General features: G+C 48.3%; 16 protein-coding genes. 2 read left to right on the top strand and 14 right to left on the bottom strand.

Annotation, left to right across the window (positions count from 1 at the left end):
- Positions 1–87: 87 nt before the first annotated feature.
- From ACZM6M_RS11580 to pyrH, 8 genes are all read right to left on the bottom strand, one after another.
- A complete protein-coding gene (locus ACZM6M_RS11580) occupies positions 88–4713 on the bottom strand; it encodes a PolC-type DNA polymerase III (protein ID WP_337933192.1) in 4626 nt (1541 codons plus the stop codon).
- Positions 4714–4717: 4 nt separating this feature from the next.
- Positions 4718–5791: a flavodoxin-dependent (E)-4-hydroxy-3-methylbut-2-enyl-diphosphate synthase gene (ispG, locus tag ACZM6M_RS11575; protein WP_337933190.1), complete on the bottom strand. Its 1074-nt coding sequence runs from the start codon at positions 5789–5791 to the stop codon at positions 4718–4720.
- Positions 5792–5808: 17 nt separating this feature from the next.
- Positions 5809–6858, bottom strand: coding sequence for an RIP metalloprotease RseP (gene rseP, locus ACZM6M_RS11570; RefSeq protein ID WP_296039093.1), 1050 nt, complete (start codon positions 6856–6858; stop codon positions 5809–5811).
- A 4-nt stretch (positions 6859–6862) separates the two neighbouring features.
- Complete coding sequence (locus tag ACZM6M_RS11565) at positions 6863–8023, bottom strand: 1-deoxy-D-xylulose-5-phosphate reductoisomerase (RefSeq protein WP_066548093.1); 1161 nt, start codon at positions 8021–8023, stop codon at positions 6863–6865.
- A gap of 50 nt (positions 8024–8073) precedes the next feature.
- A complete protein-coding gene (locus tag ACZM6M_RS11560; RefSeq protein ID WP_066548082.1) occupies positions 8074–8874 on the bottom strand; it encodes a phosphatidate cytidylyltransferase in 801 nt (266 codons plus the stop codon).
- 18 nt (positions 8875–8892) lie between these two features.
- Entirely contained in the window at positions 8893–9612 is a 720-nt protein-coding gene (gene uppS / locus ACZM6M_RS11555) for an undecaprenyl pyrophosphate synthase (RefSeq protein ID WP_066550752.1), read from the bottom strand.
- A 96-nt stretch (positions 9613–9708) separates the two neighbouring features.
- Positions 9709–10260, bottom strand: coding sequence for a ribosome recycling factor (gene frr / locus ACZM6M_RS11550; protein WP_066548080.1), 552 nt, complete (start codon positions 10258–10260; stop codon positions 9709–9711).
- A 77-nt stretch (positions 10261–10337) separates the two neighbouring features.
- The gene (gene pyrH / locus ACZM6M_RS11545; RefSeq protein ID WP_066548077.1) at positions 10338–11039 is read right to left on the bottom strand and encodes a UMP kinase; all 702 of its coding nucleotides are present in this window, start codon (positions 11037–11039) and stop codon (positions 10338–10340) included.
- Between the two features lie 273 nt (positions 11040–11312).
- On the opposite strand from pyrH, the gene ACZM6M_RS11540 reads away from it, so the two are divergent.
- Positions 11313–12137: an EAL domain-containing protein gene (locus tag ACZM6M_RS11540; RefSeq protein ID WP_337434093.1), complete on the top strand. Its 825-nt coding sequence runs from the start codon at positions 11313–11315 to the stop codon at positions 12135–12137.
- Positions 12138–12167: 30 nt separating this feature from the next.
- On the opposite strand, the gene ACZM6M_RS11535 is transcribed toward ACZM6M_RS11540, so the two are convergent.
- Positions 12168–12911: a metallophosphoesterase family protein gene (locus ACZM6M_RS11535; RefSeq protein WP_066548075.1), complete on the bottom strand. Its 744-nt coding sequence runs from the start codon at positions 12909–12911 to the stop codon at positions 12168–12170.
- Positions 12912–13104: 193 nt separating this feature from the next.
- Here ACZM6M_RS11535 and ACZM6M_RS11530 point away from each other — a divergent pair, with 193 nt between their 5' ends.
- Positions 13105–14580 (top strand): hypothetical protein, encoded by a 1476-nt coding sequence (locus tag ACZM6M_RS11530; RefSeq protein ID WP_066548073.1) that lies wholly within the window; start codon positions 13105–13107, stop codon positions 14578–14580.
- On the opposite strand, the gene ACZM6M_RS11525 is transcribed toward ACZM6M_RS11530, so the two are convergent.
- The 5 genes from ACZM6M_RS11525 to ACZM6M_RS11505 all read right to left on the bottom strand — a co-directional run bounded on the left by ACZM6M_RS11525 (position 14577) and on the right by ACZM6M_RS11505 (position 20996).
- Positions 14577–15755, bottom strand: coding sequence for a glycoside hydrolase family 88 protein (locus tag ACZM6M_RS11525; RefSeq protein ID WP_066548067.1), 1179 nt, complete (start codon positions 15753–15755; stop codon positions 14577–14579). The genes ACZM6M_RS11530 and ACZM6M_RS11525 overlap by 4 nt on opposite strands.
- 46 nt (positions 15756–15801) lie before the next feature.
- Positions 15802–17802, bottom strand: coding sequence for an alginate lyase family protein (locus tag ACZM6M_RS11520; RefSeq protein WP_489490441.1), 2001 nt, complete (start codon positions 17800–17802; stop codon positions 15802–15804).
- Between the two features lie 4 nt (positions 17803–17806).
- Positions 17807–18634, bottom strand: a complete 828-nt coding sequence (locus ACZM6M_RS11515) for a carbohydrate ABC transporter permease (protein WP_066548062.1) — start codon at positions 18632–18634, stop codon at positions 17807–17809.
- A 12-nt stretch (positions 18635–18646) separates the two neighbouring features.
- Positions 18647–19540: a carbohydrate ABC transporter permease gene (locus tag ACZM6M_RS11510; RefSeq protein ID WP_066548059.1), complete on the bottom strand. Its 894-nt coding sequence runs from the start codon at positions 19538–19540 to the stop codon at positions 18647–18649.
- A gap of 112 nt (positions 19541–19652) precedes the next feature.
- Complete coding sequence (locus ACZM6M_RS11505) at positions 19653–20996, bottom strand: ABC transporter substrate-binding protein (protein ID WP_066548057.1); 1344 nt, start codon at positions 20994–20996, stop codon at positions 19653–19655.
- Between the last annotated feature and the right edge of the window lie 104 nt (positions 20997–21100).

The following is a 21100-nucleotide window of genomic DNA, read 5'->3' as shown; positions in this document are numbered from 1 at the left end:
CCCCGCAAAGCCGGAAAAGAGCTTTTTATAAAAAAAGCTCTTCCGTATCATAACACAGATTAAATAAAATGGCAACGGCTGTCTTTTTTACAGATCAAACAGAGAAAGCTGATTGGACTGGGGCAGATCCTTTAAAAGTCCCAGATCCGACATCAGGGCACAGATCGTTCCGTTTACGCGGGTACGGCTTGAAAAATCCTCCACAGACAGGAATGGGCCGTCCTTTACCGCATCAACGACCGCATCCGCTGCCTTTTCTCCCAGACCGTCAATACTGCTTAAAGAAGGCATCAGCTTACCATCAATGATCTGGAAATCCCTTGCCTTTGCCCTGTAGATATCAAGAGGCATAAAATCAAAGCCTCTGGCGTACATTTCCTGAACAATCCTCATATCTCTTAATGTATCCTGTTCCTTTTTTGACAGGGTATCTGCCCGTTTTTTATAATCTGCCAGATAGTACTCCAGCTTGTCCCGGCCCTGGCACATGATTTCATAGGAAAATGCATTAGCGCGGATACTGAAAAAGGCTGCATAGTAGGCTAACGGATAAAAAATCTTGCAGTAGGCGATCCGCCACGCCATCATAACGTAAGCTGCCGCATGGGCCTTGGGGAACATGTATTTAATCTTTTTACAGGACCAGATATACCAGTCAGGCACCCCGTGGGCTTTCATTTCCTCTTCCCATTCAGGTTTTAATCCCTTTCCCTTCCGCACACTCTCCATGATCGTAAAGGAAAGCCCCTGCTCCATCCCTCTGGCGATCAGATAAACCATAATATCATCTCGGGTACAGATGGCGGTCTGAATGGTTGCCTTCCCCTCCTGGATTAACGTCTGGGCATTTCCCAGCCATACATCCGTACCGTGAGCCAGTCCTGCGATCCGGACCAGGTCGGAAAAGTACTTCGGCTTTGTATCAAGGAGCATCTGCATGGCAAAATCCGTACCAAACTCAGGTACGCCCAATGCTCCCAGCGGACAGCCGCCGATATCGTCCGGAGTGATCCCCAGCGCCTCAGTGCTCTGAAACAGGCTCATAACCTCCGGACTGTCCAGAGGGATATCCTTAACCGGGTCAAGACCAGTCAGATCCTGGAGCATTCGTATCATGGTGGGATCATCGTGTCCCAGAATATCCAGCTTTAACAGGTTGTGGTCAATGGAATGATAGTCAAAGTGGGTCGTTATGGTGGAGGTCGTCATATCGTTGGCCGGGTGCTGCACCGGAGTAAAGGAATAAATCTCCTCTCCCAGCGGAAGCACGATAATGCCTCCGGGATGCTGGCCTGTGGTACGGCGCACGCCTACGCAGCCCTGGACGATCCGGTTGATCTCACAGTTGCGCTTTCTGGTTCCCCTTTCCTCATAATATTTTTTTACATAGCCAAAGGCCGTCTTATCTGCCAGAGTACCGATGGTACCTGCCCGGAAGGTCTGACCTTTTCCAAAAATAACCTCTGTGTAATCATGAGCCTTACTCTGGTACTCACCGGAAAAGTTTAAGTCAATATCAGGCTCCTTATCGCCCTTAAAACCAAGGAATGTCTCAAAGGGAATATCAAATCCGTCCTTTTCAAGAGGCGTACCGCAGACCGGGCAGGCCTTATCGGGCATATCGCAGCCCGCCATACCGGAAAATGACTTTACCTCCTCTGAATCAAAATCATAGTAACGGCACTTGGGACAGTGGTAATGGGGGCTTAGCGGGTTTACCTCCGTAATACCGGACATGGTTGCCACAAAGGAGGAGCCGACAGAACCTCGCGAACCTACCAGATATCCGTCCTCATTGGATTTCCATACCAGCTTCTGTGCAATAATATACATTACCGCAAAGCCGTTTGTAATAATAGAATGAAGTTCCCGCTCCAGACGGTCTACTACGATCTGAGGCAGATCATCCCCATACATTTCATGGGCTCTGTCATAGCAGATCTTTGTCAGCGTCTTATCGGAATCCGGGATGACCGGAGGACATTTATCCGGCCGCACCGGAGCGATCTTTTCACACATCTGTGAGATTTTGCGTGTATTTGTCACCACTACCTCATAGGCCTTATCTGGCCCCAGATAGGCAAATTCTTCCAGCATTTCCTCTGTGGTCCTTAAATACAGAGGCGCCTGATCGTCTGAGTCCTTAAAGCCCTGCCCCGCCATGATGATCCGGCGGTATACCTCATCCTGAGGGTCCAGAAAATGCACATCGCAGGTAGCGCAGACCAGCTTGCCAAACTGTGCGCCCAAATCTACGATCCGTTTGTTGATCTCGATCAGATCGTCCCTCGTCTTTACTGTGCTTTTTTCGTCCCGGAGCATAAACGCATTATTTCCAAGAGGCTGGATTTCCAGATAATCATAAAAATTTACCAGCCTGGCAATCTCTGCATCCGGCGCTCCTCTCAAAAGAGCCTGGTACAGCTCTCCTGCCTCACAGGCAGAGCCGATAATAAGTCCTTCTCTGTGTGCGTTTAAAACGCTTTTGGGGATTCTGGGACGTCTGGAAAAATAATCCAGATGCGACCAGCTCACCAGACGATACAGGTTAATGCGGCCGATATCATTTTTTGCCAGAATGATCACGTGGTTGGTGGGAAGCTTCATAATGGTATGGGCATCCATGGCGCTCAGGCGGTTGAGCTGATCCAGATTTTCGATATCACGATCCCGGAGCATCTTTACAAAGGCCGCAAAGATCTCTGCCGTGGCTTCTGCATCATCCACGGCCCGGTGATGATTTTCCAGTGAAATGTTCAGAGCTTTTGCCACTGTATCCAGCTTAAAACGGTTCAGATTCGGCAGAAGCAGTCTGGCTAAGGATACCGTATCCAGAACCGTTGGCTGAAAGGGAAGTCCCTGTTCCTCCGCATAATGGCTGATAAAGCCCACGTCAAAGCCTGCATTGTGAGCTACCAGGGCGGAATCTCCTACAAATTCCAGAAACTGGGGTAGGATAACGTCAATGGGCGGATAGGGGAGCACCATTGCGTCATTGATGCCTGTGAGCTTTTCTATATCAAAGGGAATGGGAACATCCGGGTTTACAAAGGTGGAAAAGCGCTCTGTGATAGCTCCGTCCACTACCTTTACCGCCCCGATCTCAATGATCTTATTTTTCAGCGGGCTGAAGCCGGTGGTTTCTATGTCAAAAACCACATAGGAATCCTTAAAGCTCTGTCCTTTTGAATTTTCCACCAGCTGCTTTGTATCGTCTACCAGATACCCCTCTACCCCGTAGATGACCTTAAAGGGATCTCCCTTATCCAACGCATGGTTTGCATCCGGAAAGGCCTGGACACAGCCGTGATCCGTCACCGCGATTGAGGTCATTCCCCATTTCTTAGCTCTCTTAATGATATCCTTTACCTCAGAGACACCGTCCATATCGCTCATCTTGGTATGGCAGTGAAGCTCCACACGCTTTTCAATGCTGGTATCCATACGCTTGCTGGTAAAGTCCTCGCCCTTTTTGATTCCCACGATCGAACCTAAGGTCAGTTCGCCGTCAAATTTATCAATGGTGGTTACGCCTTTGATCTTAAGGAACATTCCCTTCTGTATTACATTTTTTACCTCGTCAAAAATCTCCGGACGGATGAACATTTTAGCTGTAATGGTATCTGTAAAATCCGTAATATCAAAGGTCAGGATAAATTTGCCGCTTCGAAGCTCCCGGCTTTCGCAGGTAAGCACCTGCCCTCTTAAGGTAACCTCTCCAATCTCACCGTCAATCGTCTCAATTTCCAGAAATTCATCTTCAAAATCACGGCCATAGAGCACATCGGGATTATTCGAACGCTTGACAGAAAACTTTTTATCCTCTCCAAAGCCATTATCCCGGCCCCAGCCCTTTCTCCCTTTATTTAACTGGGGACGCTTTTCCTTTCCGGGAGAGTTGTTTCCGGTTCCGGTACTTCCAGACCCGGCATTTCCTGCTGGAACAGCCTGAAGGGACGCTTCCTCTCCGCTTCCCACCTCTCCTGAAGCCGCCTGTGCCATAAGCATATCCCAGGGGGCGCCGTCCTGAGGAGCTTCCATCAGAGCATCCTGAGGGCCGGCCGTCTGCTTTAAAAGCTCTTTTCCCTCCAGACCCTCTGCCGAAAAGCCTCCCATGGCTTCCAGCTCTTCCCTGTGGTTGCGCCAGTAGATAGCCTGTGCCTCCTTTTCAATCTTTCGCTCAAGCTGTTTTCTGCGCTCTCCGCCGGAAGGGGGAATATAGGCAAAGCGCACCTCTACCGGAAGGCCGCAGCGCTCTGCAAAAACCTTTTCCAGTACCCGTTTTAACTCCCCGGTCCGCTCCCGGTTCACCATGGTATCCTCTACGGTCAGTACCATCAGATCCTCCTGTTCAAACCGGATCTGTGATTTTCTGAACATGGAGTATTCGATGATGCTGTAATGCTTCAGTTCCAAAAGCAGGCTGTCCTTATAGATCTTTAACAGCTTTTCCGGCGTATACTGACCGGAAAGACGGTATCTTTCCTGGATTTTTACTGTTACCTGCTTGTCAGGAAAAAGCTGATCCTTTATTCCCTTTTCCAGATCGTAAATATTCTGTTTGTGTATGAGCCGCGGGCTTTTCACATAAACGCGAATAGAGCTTCTATCTCTGGTAGAGGTAACCTTTTCTACCTCTGTCAGAGCTAAAAGCTCTCTAAGCGGCTCTGCAATATTCAGTGAAGGAAATACCTCCAGAAAATTCTTCGCCATAAAATTACTTCTTTCTTTCCACTGCCATTGCTGTTAATTCCTCTTTCAGCACATTTAACAGCTGTTCCTCCGGCACCTTTCGGACAATTTCGCCTTTTTTGATCAAAAGCCCCTCTCCGATTCCGCCTGCAATCCCGATATCTGCTTCTTTTGCCTCGCCCGGTCCGTTTACCACACAGCCCATAACAGCAACCTTTACGCCATCCAGTCCCTCAAGACCGGTGACCATGGTTTCTACCCGGTTGGCCAGTCCGATCAGATCAATGCGCGTGCGGCCGCAGGTGGGGCAGGAAACAACCTCTACTCCGCCTTTTCTTAAGCCCAGAGTCTTTAAAATCCGCCTGGCAGACTTGATTTCCTCCACCGGATCGCCTGTAAGAGATACCCGGATCGTGTCTCCGATTCCCTGGTACAGAATAATCCCCAGACCTACCGCGGACTTAATATTTCCGGACATAAGAGTACCGGATTCTGTGATGCCTACATGAAGCGGATAATCGGTCTTTTTGGCAATCTCCTCATGGGCTTTCACGCACATCATTACGTCTGAGGATTTAATGCTGATCACCAGATGATCGTAATCCATGTCTTCTATCATTTTCACCTTATCCAGCGCACTTTCTACAATCCCCTGTGCAGTCACACCCCCGTACTTTGCAATCAGATCCTTTTCCAGAGAACCGCTGTTTACGCCTACACGGATGGGAATCCGGCGCGCCTTTGCAGCATCTACCACAGCCTTCACGCGTTCCCTGCTTCCGATATTTCCGGGATTGATACGGATCTTATCCACTCCGTTTTCTATGGCTGCCACCGCAAGGCGATAATCAAAATGGATATCTGCCACCAGGGGAATATGGATCTCCTTTTTTATCTGTTTCAGGGCCTCTGCCGCCTCCATCGTTGGCACAGCCACCCGGATGATCTCGCATCCGGCCTCCTCCAGTTTAAGGATCTGAGCCACTGTAGCCGCCACATCCTCTGTTTTTGTATTGCACATGGACTGGATCAGTACCGGATTTCCTCCTCCGATCACCCGGTCTCCGATCCTGACCACCCGTGTATCGTTTCTTGTCATCTTAACGTTTCCTCCTGTTAAAACAGCTTTCTCACATCGTTAAACAGAATAAATACCATAAACGCCAGTAAAAGCGCCATTCCCGCTGTATGGATCATGGCTTCCTTTTCCTGGTCAACAGGCTTTCCTCGAAGAGCCTCCAAAAACAGGAAAAACAGCCTTCCGCCATCCAGGGCCGGAAAAGGGATCAGGTTCATCACACCCAGATTGGCGCTTAAAAGAACGCCGAAATTTACCAGAGTCATCGCCACAGCCCCGGCTCCCGCCTGTGACGCCTCATCCACGGTCTGATCGATGGTGCTTACGATTCCAACCGGGCCGCTGATATCATCAACCGATACGGCTCCATGAAACATCATATAAAAGGTATCAAATACATATCGGATCCAGAACTGTACCTCATATACCGACTGGCGCATCAGCTCCAAAAGTGTATCTGCCGGTTCAATCCCAGGCTGAAACTGTACGCCAATGAGCTGCTGTCCATTTTCTGTAAGCACAGGCGTCACAGAAGCGCTCAGTTTTTCCTTTTTTCCATCTTCTCCTTCCCTTTTCCAGGTGAGCTTAAGCTCCTTTCCCGGATGGGTAAACACATAGGTTGTAAAATCCCGGTAGGAATGGATGGAACGGCCATTGACATGGGTAATCACATCTCCTGGTAAAAGACCGGCCTCCTTTGCAGGAAAGCCCTCCTCTACTCCCAAAACCTCAGGAACCGTATAGCCGCCGGAAACGCCCACCAAGATCATTGCCAGAAAAAATGCCAGTATAAAATTAAATACAGGGCCTCCGGCCACAACGGCAATTCTGGCCCAGACCGATTTATTTCCAAAGGCGCTCTCCTCATCCGCTTCCTCATCTTCTCCCAACATGGCACAGGAACCGCCAAAAGGAAAGGCCTTGATGGAATACCTGGTTTCCCCCATCTCCACACTGAACAATCTGGGCCCCATACCCAGAGAAAACTCCACTACCCCGATTCCACAAACCTTTGCCATCAGAAAATGGCCCAGTTCATGGATCAGAATAATGGCCCCCAGGATCAGTATTGATAAAATGATATTCATCTGGCTAAATGCGTTCCTTTCTTAATGTCTCTCTGATAAAGTCATATGCCTCCTGCTCCGCTGCCAGAATCTGATCCACATTCGGAGCCGCTTTTCTCTTATGGTTTTCCATCGCGCCCTGGATCAGATCTGTGATTGCTAGATAGGGGATTTTTTTCTCCAGAAACAATGAAACCGCCAGTTCATTGGCCGCGTTAAACACGGTAGGCAGGGAGCCTCCGGCTTTTCCGGCCTCGTAAGCCAGCTTTAAGCCCCGGAAGGTTTCCATATCCGGCTCATCAAACGTAATCTCTTTTAACTTTGTAAAATCCAGACGGTCTCCCGGAAGGAAACGGCGCTCCGGATAGTAAAGAGCGTACTGAATGGGCAGCTTCATATCCGGTGTGCCAAGCTGTGCGATCACGGCTCCATCCTCATATTCGATCATGGAGTGGATCACGCTGGCAGGCTGGATCACTACCTGAACCTGATCCATATCCACATCAAAGAGCCAGTGGGCCTCCATAACCTCCAGTCCCTTATTTACCATAGTAGAAGAATCAATGGTAATCTTGCGCCCCATGGACCAGTTGGGATGCTTTAAGGCATCCTCCGGCTGTACACCGGCCAGCTGTTCTCTGGAGCGGCCTCTGAATGGGCCTCCTGAAGCCGTCAGAAGAATCTTGTGGATCCGGTTCTCTCCCGCTCCCTGAAGGCATTGGAAAATAGCAGAATGTTCCGAATCTACAGGAAGAATCTTTACTCCCTTTTCCTTTGCCAGAGGCATAATGATATGGCCTGCCGTCACAAGGGTTTCCTTATTTGCCAGGGCAATATCCTTTCCCGCCTCCATGGCCGCTATGGTAGGGCGGATACCGATCATGCCTACTACAGCAGTCACCACAATCTGAGCCTCCGGCTCACAGGCTGCCTCCATCAAGCCTTCCATCCCGCTTACCACCTTCACATCCAGATCCCTGATCCGGCGTTTAAGCTCTCTGGCCGCCTCTTCTTTCCAGAGGCAGGCGATTTTGGGATGAAATTCCCGTACCTGCTTTTCCAAAAGCTCCACATTGGAACCTGCCGCCAGCGCAGTGATCCCAATGTCCTGATTGTATCTTGCAATTTCCAGTGTCTGAGTACCGATGGAACCCGTAGAACCCAGAACTGAGATCTTCTTTATCATAACTTATATTCTCCTCATTTTACGAAAATACACATTTTTCACAAAATCGTTTATCCTAAAAAGGTAAGAACAAAATAAATCGCCGGAGCGGTAAAGATCATACTGTCAAACCGGTCGAGAATCCCTCCGTGCCCCGGTATGATATGACCGTAGTCTTTTACTTTGTGATTACGTTTAATGGCAGATGCCGCCAGATCTCCGATCTGGGAAATAACAGCCGCAATGGCACAGGCTACGGTACAAGCAATCACGGGTTCTTCAATCCCGTGCATTCTGGAACCAAAGATCCATGCATAAATGAGACCTAAAATCGCAGAACCAAGAGTACCGCCTATTGCTCCCTCTATGGATTTTTTAGGGCTTAACACAGGAGCCAGCTTATGTTTTCCAAGAAGCATCCCACTGCAGTAAGCGCAGGTATCACAGCCCCAGGAACTTAAAAAGATCAGCCACACCAGATAAACTCCGTCCTGCATTTCCCTGGTCTGATACAAAAAGGAAAGCATCACCGGAACATAGCATACACCGAAAAAAGCCCCTGTAATCTCTTCTGTCTTGTACTTTGGAAAGGTAAATACATAAAGACCCATTAACACCATCAGACAGAGGATAATCATAAGGTTCAGATACTCATGGCCTTCCCACCACAAAATCCCATAGTAAGAAAGGGCTGTAATATAACCCACCGCACCTACCGAACGATTTTCAATCCCCAAAACACGATACAACTCAAAAAGGCCCACAAGTGAAATAAGGGCTGTGACTCCAAACAGGATCAGTCCTCCCTTTCCCACAAAAAGGACTGCCAGAAGCACCAGTATAATTCCGCTTATCAGTCGTGTGGTAAACATGGACTTCTGTCTCCTTTCCTACTTTACTCCGCCGAACCGCCGGTCTCTTTTATTATACTGCAGGATTGCCTTTTCCAGCTCTTCCTGGCTGAAATCAGGCCACAGACAGTCTGTTACATAAAGCTCTGTATAAGCCAGCTGCCATAAAAGGTAATTAGACAGGCGCAGTTCACCGCTGGTACGGATCAAAAGATCCGGATCCGGGATTCCCGCCGTATCCAGATAAGAGGCAAATACATCCTCTGTTACAGCATCCGGATCCAGCGCTCCTCTGGCGGCGTCAGTTGCCAGTTTTGCAGCTGCCCTGCGGATCTCATCCCTGCCGCCGTAATTTACCGCGATCACAAACGTAAGGCCTGTATTGTCCTTTGTCTCATTTTCCAGACGGTTGATGCCTGCAATGATATCCTTTGCAAAGCGGGACCGGTCTCCGATCATCTTCACCCGGACATTATTTGCAGAAGCAATTTTTAACAGGCGCACCATGTAGTAGCGGAACAGCTGCATCAGAGCTCCTACCTCATCCTCGGAGCGCTTCCAGTTTTCCGTGGAAAATCCATAAACCGTCAGATAACGGATGCCCATTCTGGCTGCAATTTCCACCGTTTTCTCTACTGTAACGCAGCCCTCCTTATGTCCCATGGTTCTGGGAAGCCCTCTTTTTTTAGCCCACCGTCCGTTTCCGTCTAAGATCAGGGCCACATGGGCCGGTATTACTGCATTTGTATCTAAAGCCATTCTTTCTCCGCCTTTCTCTCCAGGAATATTTCTGAATAGATGAAAAGGCAGGAGTCGCTCCTGCCTCCACATATGGGAAGTATCCCTTTCACGGCCTTAAACGGTCATGATTTCCTTTGTCTTTTCTTCTACCAGCTTATCTACGCGCTCAACCATCTTATCGGTAAGCTTCTGCATCTTCTCTGTAGTCTCTGCCAGTTCGTCCTCTGACATATCTCCTGCTTTTTCTGCCTTTTTAAATGCGTCATTTGCATCCCGGCGGATGTTGCGGATGGCAACCTTGGCTCCATCTCCCTTTTTCTTTACATCCTTGGCAACCTCTTTTCTGCGGTCCTCTGTCATCTCAGGGAAGACTAAGCGGATGCAGTTTCCGTCATTGGTTGGGTTAATGCCCAGCTCAGAGGTAAGGATTGCCTTTTCGATGGCCTTTAACAGGCTCTTCTCCCATGGCTGGATTACGATCATGCGGGCCTCGGGAACAGATACATTGCCCACCTGCTGAATCGGGGTCGGAGTGCCGTAATAGTCAACTCTGATCTTATCAAGAACATGGGGATTGGCACGGCCTGCGCGGATGGCAGCGTAATCAGATACCAGTACGTCCAGTGTCTTGTTCATCTTATCCTCATAAAACTTTAAATCTTCCATATGTCCTCCTGTAATGCGGGCCTGTCGGCCTGATTTTATAAAATTCATACCCGGCGGCGCCTGCGTCCTGCCGGAAACTATGCGGTAACGATGGTTCCGTTGATCCGGCCCTGCATAGCGTTTGCAATGCCGTCTGGTTCATTTAAGCTGAATACAGCCATGGGCATCTTATGCTCCATGCACATGATGGAAGCAGTCAGATCTACCACTGCCAGCTGCTTATCGATAACCTCCTGAATGGAAATGGTATCATACTTTTTCGCTTCAGGATTCAGCTTAGGATCGCTGTCGTATACGCCGTCAATTGCCTTTGCCAGCAGAATGCAGTCTGCATCCATCTCAATGGCCCGAAGCGCAATTCCCGTATCCGTAGAGAAGTACGGATGACCGGTTCCGCCTGCAAAAAATACCACCATTCCCTGTTCAAAGCACTTATTTGCACGGTCTTTTGAAAACAGCTTTGTCATAGAGCCGCACTCAAAGGGGGTTAAAATCTGGGTTTTCATCCCTGCATTGCGGAAAATCTCAGATACATAAATGCAGTTCATAATCGTAGCCAGCATGCCGATCTGATCCGCTTTTGTACGGTCAATAGCCTCACTGGTGCGGCCTCTCCAGAAATTCCCGCCTCCGATCACGATACCTACCTGGACACCTGCATCCACAGAAAGCTTTACCTGTCTGGCAACTTCTTTTACCGTATCCTCATCAAACCCGGTCTTTTTCGGTCCGGCAAGTGCCTCGCCGCTTAATTTTAAAAATACTCGATTCATTTTCATGGGTGAATCTCTCCTTTGTTCACTTATCACCTGACAGCCGAACATGGCGGCAGCTGATACTCTCATTACAGTATACCATACTCCGGTCCATTTGCAAAGAAAAAGGAAACAACTTTTATATTTTTCAGCATTTTTGAATTAAATTTGAGATTTTGCCTGTATTGTACTATAATGGAATATATTGGTACGTTGCAGGATTTTAAATATCGCACATTTTTAGGGAGATTCATATCCCAAATCGGCATCTGCTCCTGTCCTGCCTATGAAGCGGATATGACCTCGGTCCTGAAAAATCTCGACGCTGCCGTATCTGCCGCTGAGGAATACGGTCCAAACCAGTACGCTGTCTTTGACTCCAAACTTCACGAGCAGGTTCTGCGCCGCCAGGCCATTGCCCGATATCTGCAGACTGCTCTGGAGAAAAATGAAATCGAGGTCCGCTACCGCCCCATTGCCGAGGACTCCGGGCAGATACGGGCCGTTGGCTACTATGCCCTGGAGGATGCGGGCCGTTTGATCGCACGTCTGATGGAAGAAGGAAAAGAGTTTGAATCCATCTGTATTCCTGTATCTCCTCTCCTGCTGACCCAGGAGGACTTTATAGACAAGGTAGAGGATGTAATTACCCGTTTCCATATCCCATCCGGAAAACTTGCTTTAGAGCTGGATGATACAGCTTTATCCTCCGTTTACTTAAACGTAAATATTACCATGCAGGAGCTGGCACACCTTGGCGTGGAGCTGGTACTGAACCATTTCGGTTCCGGCTGTGTCCCGGTTACAGGCATCCTTGACCTTCCGGTAAACACAGTAAAGCTGGAGCGTATGTTTGTATGGCAGCTGGAAACAAATCCTTCCTGCGCAGCCATCGCCGGGGGCCTGATCCAGATTGCAAAGAATTTAAACATCCATATCATCGCTGAAGGCGTGGAAACAGAAAATCAGCTCAATACCTTAAACGGCTATGAATGTGAGTACCAGCAGGGCTTCTACTACGCTCCTACCATGGAAAAGGAAACTCTCATTAAGGTTCTCGGCTGTACGCTGGAGGAATCACGGATCACTGTGGAAGAGGAAAAGAAAAAGATGGCGCGCTAAGGCGCATTTATAAAAGGAAGAGACCTGGTTTCAGATCCCTTCCTTTAATTTTGCCAGAATCCGGTGGGCGTCGGAGGTTTCCTCCATCCCGCACAGATCGTAAATTTTTGCTGTAAGCTCTGGGTCATTTCCTGTATTTTTAACAACCCAGGCTCTGGAAGCATCTGCCTGATAAAGACGCAGGATCTTTGCGATCAAAAACAGCATTTCCTTATCCTTTTTCTCCTGCATATGACGCTTCTGCTGACGCTCATACCTGTTTTTCTTCGGTTTTTCCCGTTTTGCGATGGCATCTTCGGGCGTTCCGTAGCCCTTTTCCAGCCATATGGTTTCCAGCGTATAGGCTCCGTTTTCTATGGTCATCACCGCCATGGAAAGGGGCAGGGTACCACGTTTATAGCCGCAGCTTCCTGGATTGAGCCAGAGCCGTCCATTTATCTCCTGCTGCTGGTACATATGGGAATGGCCAAAAACAACCACCTGAGCGTCTCCCAGGCTGCCCGGAATCTGTGTCCTTTCGTGAGCCATGATGAATTTTACGCCTTCGATCTCAAAACGCTTAATCCCCGGAAGGCCTCCGGACCAGCCGCGGTCATTGTTTCCCCTCACCGCAAAAAGGGGCTGGTTTACCTCCAACTTGTGATAAAGCATCTGCGTATCAAAATCTCCTGCATGTACGATCACATCGCAGGTCTCTAAAATCCGTTCCACCTCCGGCCTTAAAACGCCGTGGGTATCTGATATAATAGCCGCCCGTATGGGTCCCCGTTCCATTTGTCTCCTCCTTTAGGGCTGTGTCGTCCCACGATTTATGATTATAAAGGAAAGCTTCCATTTTTTCAATGAAAGGATAACAAAAAACAGCACATTTTCTGACAATTTTGTGAACTTTATTGTGTGGAACTTTTCTATATGATACAATAGACCTGTAAATTTCAAAAAATTACCAGAAGGAGAACCTTTGATCATGAAAAAATACAAGTCATTCATTCCTACCCTCGGAGCAGCCCTGCTTCTCTCTTTGGGTTCTGCATTCTGCGCTCAGGCCGCGGATATCGGCTGGGTCACGGAGGACGGCACCTGGCGTTATAAGGATGCTTCCGGAAACTATGTGACAAATACCTGGAAAACCTCCGGCGACTCTTCCTTTTATCTGGGAAGCGACGGAAAGATGACTGTGAACCAGTGGATCGACGATGAATACTATGTAAATGATTCCGGCGCCATGGTCAAGAATTCCTGGATCCACATCACCGAGGAGGGCGGCTCAAAGCCTGCGGGCTGGTACTATACGGATTCTAAGGGAAAGCTTGAGCGTGACGGCTGGGAAACCATTGGAACGTATAAATATGCCTTTGACAGCGACGGCCGGATGCGTACGGGCTGGTTTTTTGACGGGGATGATATCTACTATCTGGGCGGCGAGAACCAGGGCTATGCCAAAACCGGCTGGCAGTGTCTGGATTACGATGAAGAGGACAAGCCCGAAGACGGCGACATTTCCGAAGCACGCAGCTCTGCCTCCGATTCCTCCAAATGGTTTTACTTTCAGTCCAACGGCAAGGCAAAAAGGGCAGATGACCGTACCTACGCAGTCGAAACCATCAATGACCGGAAATATTATTTTAATGAGGACGGCGTTATGATGACAGGCTGGATCGCTGCTGAGGAGGAGGCCGAGGCAGGAGACACGACAGGGATCAGCCGCTTTGTCTATCTGGGCGATGAAAATGACGGTACTATGGCAAGAGATACCTGGCTGGAGCTGACGGAGCATCCTGCAAGCTGTGATGACAAGGATGAGCTTGCAGAGGGAGACACGGACGAAATGCCAGAAGACGGAGATTCCAACTGGTACTATTTTGAAAGCGACGGAACGCCGGCCTATTTAAATGCAAAAGCCTCCAGCATGAGCCGGGCTACTACAAAGGTGAATGGGGATTCCTATTTCTTTAACCCTTACGGCGTGCGCCAGACCGGTATGATCCGCATGGTAAACCAGTCCGGGGAAGAAATGGTAGGCTATTTCGGAGACAGTAACTCCGACGGAAAAATGGTGACCGGAAAGAAGACCAATCTGAATGTAGACGGAGACAGCGGCACCTATTACTTTGCAGACTCCGGTTCTGATAAGGGAGCCGGTCTAAACGGCACCAAGGACGGCTATCTTTACTATCAGGGACGGCTGGTAGAGGCCGAAGACGGCTCTGATTTTGAAGTCTTTGAGGTAAAAAACCGCCTGTACCTTGTAAATGAATCGGGAAAGGTTCAGACGGACAGCAAAAATTATAAGGTAGACGGTTCCTATATGTATAAAATTTCCGGCGGCACTATCTACTATATTGATGATGATAAGAATGTAGAAGGAAAGGTAGAAGCATCTGATGCCTCTACCCTTCCAGAAGTCATTTATGATAAGGAATACGTTTTAAACGGAAACTAATACCAGTATACCTTCCAGTCGGCGGTCAGACGGGTGAGGGCTTCCATGAAGAAATAATCTCCCCAGGTATTGCACTCATCCACCCCCCGGTTGGTACAGGGATTTCCCTTGCTGGCTCTGGCATAGGTTCCGTGAAGAAGAAGGCCGTTTGACTCACTGTGATCCTTTACGGCGCAGTGATCGCAAAGGGCCTTTATCAGTTTTTCTGCCAGGGCTGTATATTTTTCTGCCTCCTCAGGCTCCAGATATTTTGCCATCTCCAGCATACCGCAGGCTGCGATTGCTGCGGAGGAGGAATCTCTGGGTTCTGTACTGCCGTCATCAAAATCAAAATCCCAGTAGGGGATCAGATCGGAAGGCAGATGCGTTACAAAATAATCTGTAACTTTTCTGAAAATATCAATATATGCAGGATCCTTTAAGAAATGATAGCTTAAAGCACTGCCGTAAATTCCCCAGGCCTGTCCTCTGCTCCATGCGGAACCGTCGCGGTTGCCCTGATGCGTCACACCCTTTACAGGCTCTCCCGTCTCAGGATCAAAGAAATAGGTATGGTAGGTGGAATGATCCGGGCGGATCACACAGTTCATGGCTGTGAGAATGTGAGCCGTCGCCTTTTCTCTGTACTTTGGATCTCCTGTCACCTCACTGGCCCAAAACAGCAAAGGCATATTTAAAAGACAGTCAATGATAAGACGGTAATTGTCCTTTGCTCCCAGTTCACCCCAGGCCTGAAAGAACCTTCCCTTTTCCTGAAACCGTTCCATCAGATTATCCGCTGCCATAAGGGCGGCTTTTTTTGCAGTTTCATCACCGGTAAGCCGGTAAGCCGCCACACAGGACGGAGTATAAAGAAATCCCATATCGTGGTTATCTACGTCCACACGCTCTGTAATCCTCTTTAAAAAAGACTTTGCCTGAAGCAGCCCCGCTTTTTTCAGGTTCTCATCCTTTGTTCGCTCATAAGCCAGCCAGATCTCTCCGGTCCAAAAGCCGGTGGTCCATTCTCTGTTTTCCGTCTGCGGATAAAAATTTTCCTCGCTGTTGGAATCGGGAAAATATTCTGTAAATTCCGGCAGGTTTTCCTGTACCAGTTTCACTGCCCTGGCCAGAAAATCTTCTGCTTCCCGGCCTGTAATTCTTTCATATTGTTCTAAGCGTTCCGCTGTCTGCATAATTTTTCTCCATTTGTTATATGATTCTGCTCCCAATCGGGCAGTTTTACCAGGAAAGAACCGTCATTTCAGGTTCCGGCTGGTTTTCCTCACAGATCATCACCCGGCCCAGGCCGTAATGTCCGTCTGCTCCGATATATTCCATATCGGCGCCTGTCTCCCGATGATTGAATACGGCTAGATAGGAATGGTCTCCCATTCTGATACGCAGGGCCTGAGCATCCTGATCCTTTAACACTTCTCCTGTTACTGGAACGGTCACCGGAACCAGGCTGGCGTCTGCTGTATTGTCATTAAAAATGACTGTAATCAGAGTGCCTGGAAGAGCCATCTTTTTTCGGATGCAGATCCAGGGACATTCCGTAAGCTGGTTATAGTGGAAGGATACCGGCCCCTGCTCCATAGAGATTTCTGCTCCCGGCGTCAGAACAAACGCCTTTGCTCCTGTTTTGATTCCCTGATAGGAAAATCCCAAACCAGATGCCTGGTCTTCCTTTGTAAGCGTTGTCTGTCCGGCTGGATTTAAGTGGAAGTGCTGACTGCACACATGCTCCCCAAAACCGTAAAAACTGTCTGCGATTATCTGAATCTTTGTACCGATCGACAGAACTTTTCGGCATACATAGACTCCCGCATCCATATATCCCAGATGGGCTCCCTCAAACAGTGTATACTGCCCTTTCTGCACCACTCTCATTCCGGCATAAGCTGCGGCATTTCTTACATTCCAGGAGCCAGTACACTCTGTATATTCTCTGTCATCTGCCATAGGGACATTGTGAGCCTTTGCAGACTTTAATGTCCTGCGCAGAGTTCCATCCACATAGGTATAACGTCCTGTATCGATCAACACGTCCTCTCCCTCATAAGACAGATCCAGATGGAGCTTGTCAAAGTGGCCGTGGCCGCCTCCCAGGCTTCCGCACATGAAATGAAGGTAATCTGCCTTCTGATCCCATCCGGAACGCAGAACGGCCTGTCCGCTGGCCTCCAGAGAAACCAGCTCATTTTGGGGAGTTTCCTTCGTCATCTGTTCATAGCCGATCACAGCCTCCATTCCCATTTCCCAGGCACTTTCAAAATCCAGACAGTCATAACCTCCAAAGCGAAGAAGCGGATCCTTAAGCAGCCATGCGGCCGGTGTAAGCACATCCCGAAGATCTGTCCGGTCGCTGTCCCCGTTTGCAGGCTGGGTATGATCCGGCTTGCTCCACAAAAGATCTGCCATGGCCATCGCTCTGGCCGCCTTTTCAATATCCTCCGCCACCGGAATCTCATACAGCTCTGCGACCCTTAAAACCTCCAGAATACAACGTAGAACCTCATTATGGTACATGGGAGACTGTTCCCAGTGGACTCCGTCGTCCATTACCTGGATTGCCAGCTCCCGCTTAAGCCTTTTTAAAGCCTCTTCGATATAAAGAGCGCCCTTTTTCCGGCTGCTTTCCTCAATCGCCCATTCCTTTTTTGAAAGGAAGGCTCCGATACAGAAAAGTCCGTGATTTTCCAAAACGCCCCAGTTGCTCTTATCGCTGAACGGAACCCGGCAGTTAAAAAGATATTCCCCATGAAGGAGCAGACCCTTTATAAAGGCCTGTTTCTCCTCATCTCCCATATGGGGACTGGATTCAAAATACTCAATGGCTTTGCACCAGTTTTCTCCGCGGATACCGGCTTCAATGGTTCTCCAGGTAGTCTTTTTTGTAGACTCTGTAATCGGATTTTCCGAAATCCAGGATAAAAGCTGCTCTTTAAAGCAGGCCGCATAGGCTTCATTTCCTGTAAGCGCATAGGCCTGACCCATACAGATCCAATAGCGGTGACGGTTAAACTGATAGATAAACTCAGGATCGCCTCCGGGCATATACTGCCAGTCAATCTGATCTGTAAAAATCACAGGCTCCGTGGTCTGCTCCATATCCCAGGGCAGATCAAAGAGGAATTTCCGATTTAAAACATCCTCTGCAGTCTGTATACTGTGGCTGCACTGATCAGCCCAGCGGCTCTTACAGTATCCGGCCTGCTCCTTCATCACTTCTCCTGTCATAGGATCACCCCTTTACGCCGCCGGCTGTGATGCCTTCCACGAACCACTTCTGGCATACCATAAATACGATGAGCACAGGGATCAGAGAGCAGACTGAAGCAGCCATGATCAGTGCATAATCTGCGCCGTACTGGGAAATAAACATACGGATACCTAACTGGATGGTCTTTAACTCTGTACTGTTTAAATAGATCAAGGGCCCCATAAAGTCATTCCAGATATTTACAAATGTAAAAATAACCAGGGTTGCAATTCCAGGCTTTACCAGAGGAAGCGCCACTCTTGCAAAAATTCCGTATTCGTTTAAGCCATCAATTCTGGCTGCCTCCAAAAGTTCATTTGGTACACCGATCATAAACTGACGGATCAGGAATACGCCAAAACCGGAGAATGCCTGCATCAGGATCAATCCCAGATGGGAGTCGGTCAGATGCATACGGGAAATCAGTGCAAACTGCGTTACCATGTATGCCTGCCAGGGTACTGCAAAGGTGGTAACAGAAATTAAAAACAGGGTATCTCTTCCCTTAAACTGAACCTTTGAAAAGCCGTAGGCTGCAAAACAGCTGGTGAGAACCTGAACGGCTGTGGTGCAGATGGCAATTTTAAATGTATTTTTAAAGAAGGTAAGAAGCGGGATCTTCTCCCAGATGGTCTGATAGTTGACCCACTGAAATTCCTTGGGGAGCAGACGCATGGGGATGCTGAACACCTCGTTGCTGGTCTTTACAGATGCAAGGAGCATCCATCCGAACGGTATTACCACTAAAATGGCAAGTACAGTCAGAAGACCATAGATAAATATGCGGTTAACGTTTTTTCTTGTTTCCATGATCCTTCCTCCTTATACATAATCGGTGAATTTCTTTTCACCCTGGAACTGTACCAGCGTAACCACCAGAACAACAGCAAACAGCACAAGAGCGCTGGCGCTGGCATAACCGAACTTAAAGTCAACAAAGGCTGCATTGTAAATATGGTTTACAAGCACATTGGTTGCGCGTCCAGGGCCTCCGCCTGTCATAACATAGATCAGGTCAAATACCTTAAAGCACTGGATCGTCATCATAATGATAACAAAGAAAGTCGTTGGCTTTAACATGGGAAGGGTAATATAGCGGAACTTCTTAAAGCCGGTTGCTCCGTCAATGCTGGCTGCCTCATAAAGATCTCCGGAAATACCCTGAAGTGCGGCCAGATAAACGACCATGTAATAGCCCATGTATTTCCACACGCTGACGATAATAATAACGGACATGGCCCAGTCGGTAGAAGCGCACCATTTCGGCGGGTTGGCGATCCCGATCCATTTTAGAAATTCATTGATCGGTCCAAACTCCGGCTGGAACAGCATATTCCAGACCGCACCTACAGCCACCAAAGATGCCACATAAGGGAAAAAGAAAGCGGTACGGTAAATCACAATTCCCTTGATCTTGGAATTTAACAGAATTGCAATGAGAAGAGCCGCCACCATAGTAAGGGGCACGGTAAATACGGCGTAATAAATCGTATTTTTAAACGAAATAATAAAACTGCTGTCATGAAACAGTTTTACAAAGTTTTGAAGTCCTACAAATTCCATGGGAGCAGAAGAACCGTCCCATTTCATCACACAGAGAACGAATGTAAAGATCACCGGAAGGAAAATAAAGAGAAAATATCCGATAAAATTGGGGAGGATAAAAGAGTATCCGATCAGGTTCCTCTTTAATATTTTTTTCTGTTTTTGTGTCATTTTTTCTCACCTGTCCTTATATAAGGGTACAAAAAGAGCGTCCAACTTTCGCTGAAGACTGAAATCAGACGCTCTTACGTTTTGTATTATGGCTTTGGATCCAAAATGAGGATTAGTCCTCTCTTGCTTCCTTTGCTCTCTGGTTCATGTTTGCAATACCTGTATCAATATCCTCTTCACCGATCATGATCAGGTCATGCTCTTCCTCAAGAACCTTTCTTACTGCTGCCATCTTGGCATCGATCGGACGGTCAAGTACCCAGCTTGTGATATTTAAAGCGTCGGTTCCATCCTCAGGGAAACCGGGAATTGCTGCCAGCTTCTCATTGATCGCATCGGTAGATGCAGCCGGGAAGATACCGTTGTCAGCCAGAGCCATTGCGCCCTCCTCACCGGTTGCAAATTTTACAAACTCCCATGCAAGATCCGGATCATCTGACTTTGCGTTGATAGCAACGGGTGTAGTAGATCCTACGGTAGCTCCTGCCTCTACGCCTTCCGGATGAGGAATGGTGGTTACGCCCCAGTTAAAGCCGAACTTTCCTGCCTCTTTATCCTGGATCAGAGTACCGATAAACCAGGAACCCATAGGAAGCATTGCGCACTGCTGCTGCTCAAATACGCTGATATAATGGATGCTTCCTGTCTTTAAGTTCGCATAAGACTGCATAATGCCTTCATCCTGCATCCGTACGGCCTGCTCATAAGCCGGCTTCATAAAGCTGTAATCCTCGCTCATCAGGGTGTTCTTTCCATCCTGTACGGCCCAGTTAGAAACAAGTGCCTGCCAGGTATGGTTATGAGTTCCGTATACCTTGCTGCTGCCCTCGCCGCTTGTCATCTGCTTTGCCAGTTCTTCATACTCATCCCAGGTCATATCAGCGGATGGATACGCAACGCCTGCCTTATCAAAAAGATCCTTGTTGTAGAACAGCATATACCAGTCTTTGCGGAATGGAAGGGTGTAATTGCTTCCGTCCATCTGAAGCTGCTCTGCTACGCCCTGGTACATTCCAAGATCAATGGCATCTTTCTTAATGTACTCATCCAGATTTAAGATCTGTCCCTTTTCCTTCATGGATACCTGATTCTCTGTATCCTTTACAAAGATAACATCCGGCTCGGAATCGCCGCCTGCCAGCATAACCGTTACCTTGTTGTTATACTCACTTGACGGAGCATCGATAAACTCGATGGTCACATCCGGATTGGCTGCCATAAATGCCTCTGCCACTGCGGTAAACTGAGGAGTTGCATCATTATCCCATACGGAAATGCTTAAGGTCTTCTTCCCATCGGAAGCTCCCTCTTCTTTTTTCTCCTCCGTGCTCTCTCCTGCCGCTGTGGTATCTTCCGCCTTGGAATCAGCTGTGGATGAGCTGCTGCCGCATCCTGCTGCCATAGAAGCTGTCATAGCGGTTACCAGTGTAAGCGCTGCTGCCTTTTTTAATCTCATTGTAAAGCCCTCCTTAAAATAATACCTCTTTGCTTTCTGTGTATACTATAACAAAAACAGCTTCCAAAGCCCATTCAACAAATAAAGACTTTTTATAAAAATTT

It is taken from the genome of Enterocloster sp. (assembly GCF_057861365.1).
The sequence above is the reverse complement of the archived record's forward strand: the minus strand, read 5'-3'. Positions and strand labels throughout refer to the sequence as shown.

Excerpts from the sequence above, each read along its gene's own strand:
- uppS (WP_066550752.1), bottom strand. The coding sequence starts at position 9,612 with ATGGCTTTAGATACAAATGCAGTAATACCGGCCCATGTGGCCCTGATC.
- ACZM6M_RS11530 (WP_066548073.1), top strand. The coding sequence starts at position 13,105 with ATGAAAAAATACAAGTCATTCATTCCTACCCTCGGAGCAGCCCTGCTT.
- ACZM6M_RS11525 (WP_066548067.1), bottom strand. The coding sequence starts at position 15,755 with ATGCAGACAGCGGAACGCTTAGAACAATATGAAAGAATTACAGGCCGG.
- ACZM6M_RS11505 (WP_066548057.1), bottom strand. The coding sequence starts at position 20,996 with ATGAGATTAAAAAAGGCAGCAGCGCTTACACTGGTAACCGCTATGACA.
- ACZM6M_RS11540 (WP_337434093.1), top strand. The coding sequence starts at position 11,313 with ATGACCTCGGTCCTGAAAAATCTCGACGCTGCCGTATCTGCCGCTGAG.
- rseP (WP_296039093.1), bottom strand. The coding sequence starts at position 6,858 with ATGAATATCATTTTATCAATACTGATCCTGGGGGCCATTATTCTGATC.
- ACZM6M_RS11515 (WP_066548062.1), bottom strand. The coding sequence starts at position 18,634 with ATGGAAACAAGAAAAAACGTTAACCGCATATTTATCTATGGTCTTCTG.
- ACZM6M_RS11535 (WP_066548075.1), bottom strand. The coding sequence starts at position 12,911 with ATGGAACGGGGACCCATACGGGCGGCTATTATATCAGATACCCACGGC.
- ACZM6M_RS11565 (WP_066548093.1), bottom strand. The coding sequence starts at position 8,023 with ATGATAAAGAAGATCTCAGTTCTGGGTTCTACGGGTTCCATCGGTACT.
- ACZM6M_RS11510 (WP_066548059.1), bottom strand. The coding sequence starts at position 19,540 with ATGACACAAAAACAGAAAAAAATATTAAAGAGGAACCTGATCGGATAC.
- ACZM6M_RS11520 (WP_489490441.1), bottom strand. The coding sequence starts at position 17,802 with ATGACAGGAGAAGTGATGAAGGAGCAGGCCGGATACTGTAAGAGCCGC.
- ACZM6M_RS11580 (WP_337933192.1), bottom strand. The coding sequence starts at position 4,713 with ATGGCGAAGAATTTTCTGGAGGTATTTCCTTCACTGAATATTGCAGAG.
- ACZM6M_RS11560 (WP_066548082.1), bottom strand. The coding sequence starts at position 8,874 with ATGTTTACCACACGACTGATAAGCGGAATTATACTGGTGCTTCTGGCA.
- pyrH (WP_066548077.1), bottom strand. The coding sequence starts at position 11,039 with ATGAAAATGAATCGAGTATTTTTAAAATTAAGCGGCGAGGCACTTGCC.
- ispG (WP_337933190.1), bottom strand. The coding sequence starts at position 5,791 with ATGACAAGAAACGATACACGGGTGGTCAGGATCGGAGACCGGGTGATC.
- frr (WP_066548080.1), bottom strand. The coding sequence starts at position 10,260 with ATGGAAGATTTAAAGTTTTATGAGGATAAGATGAACAAGACACTGGAC.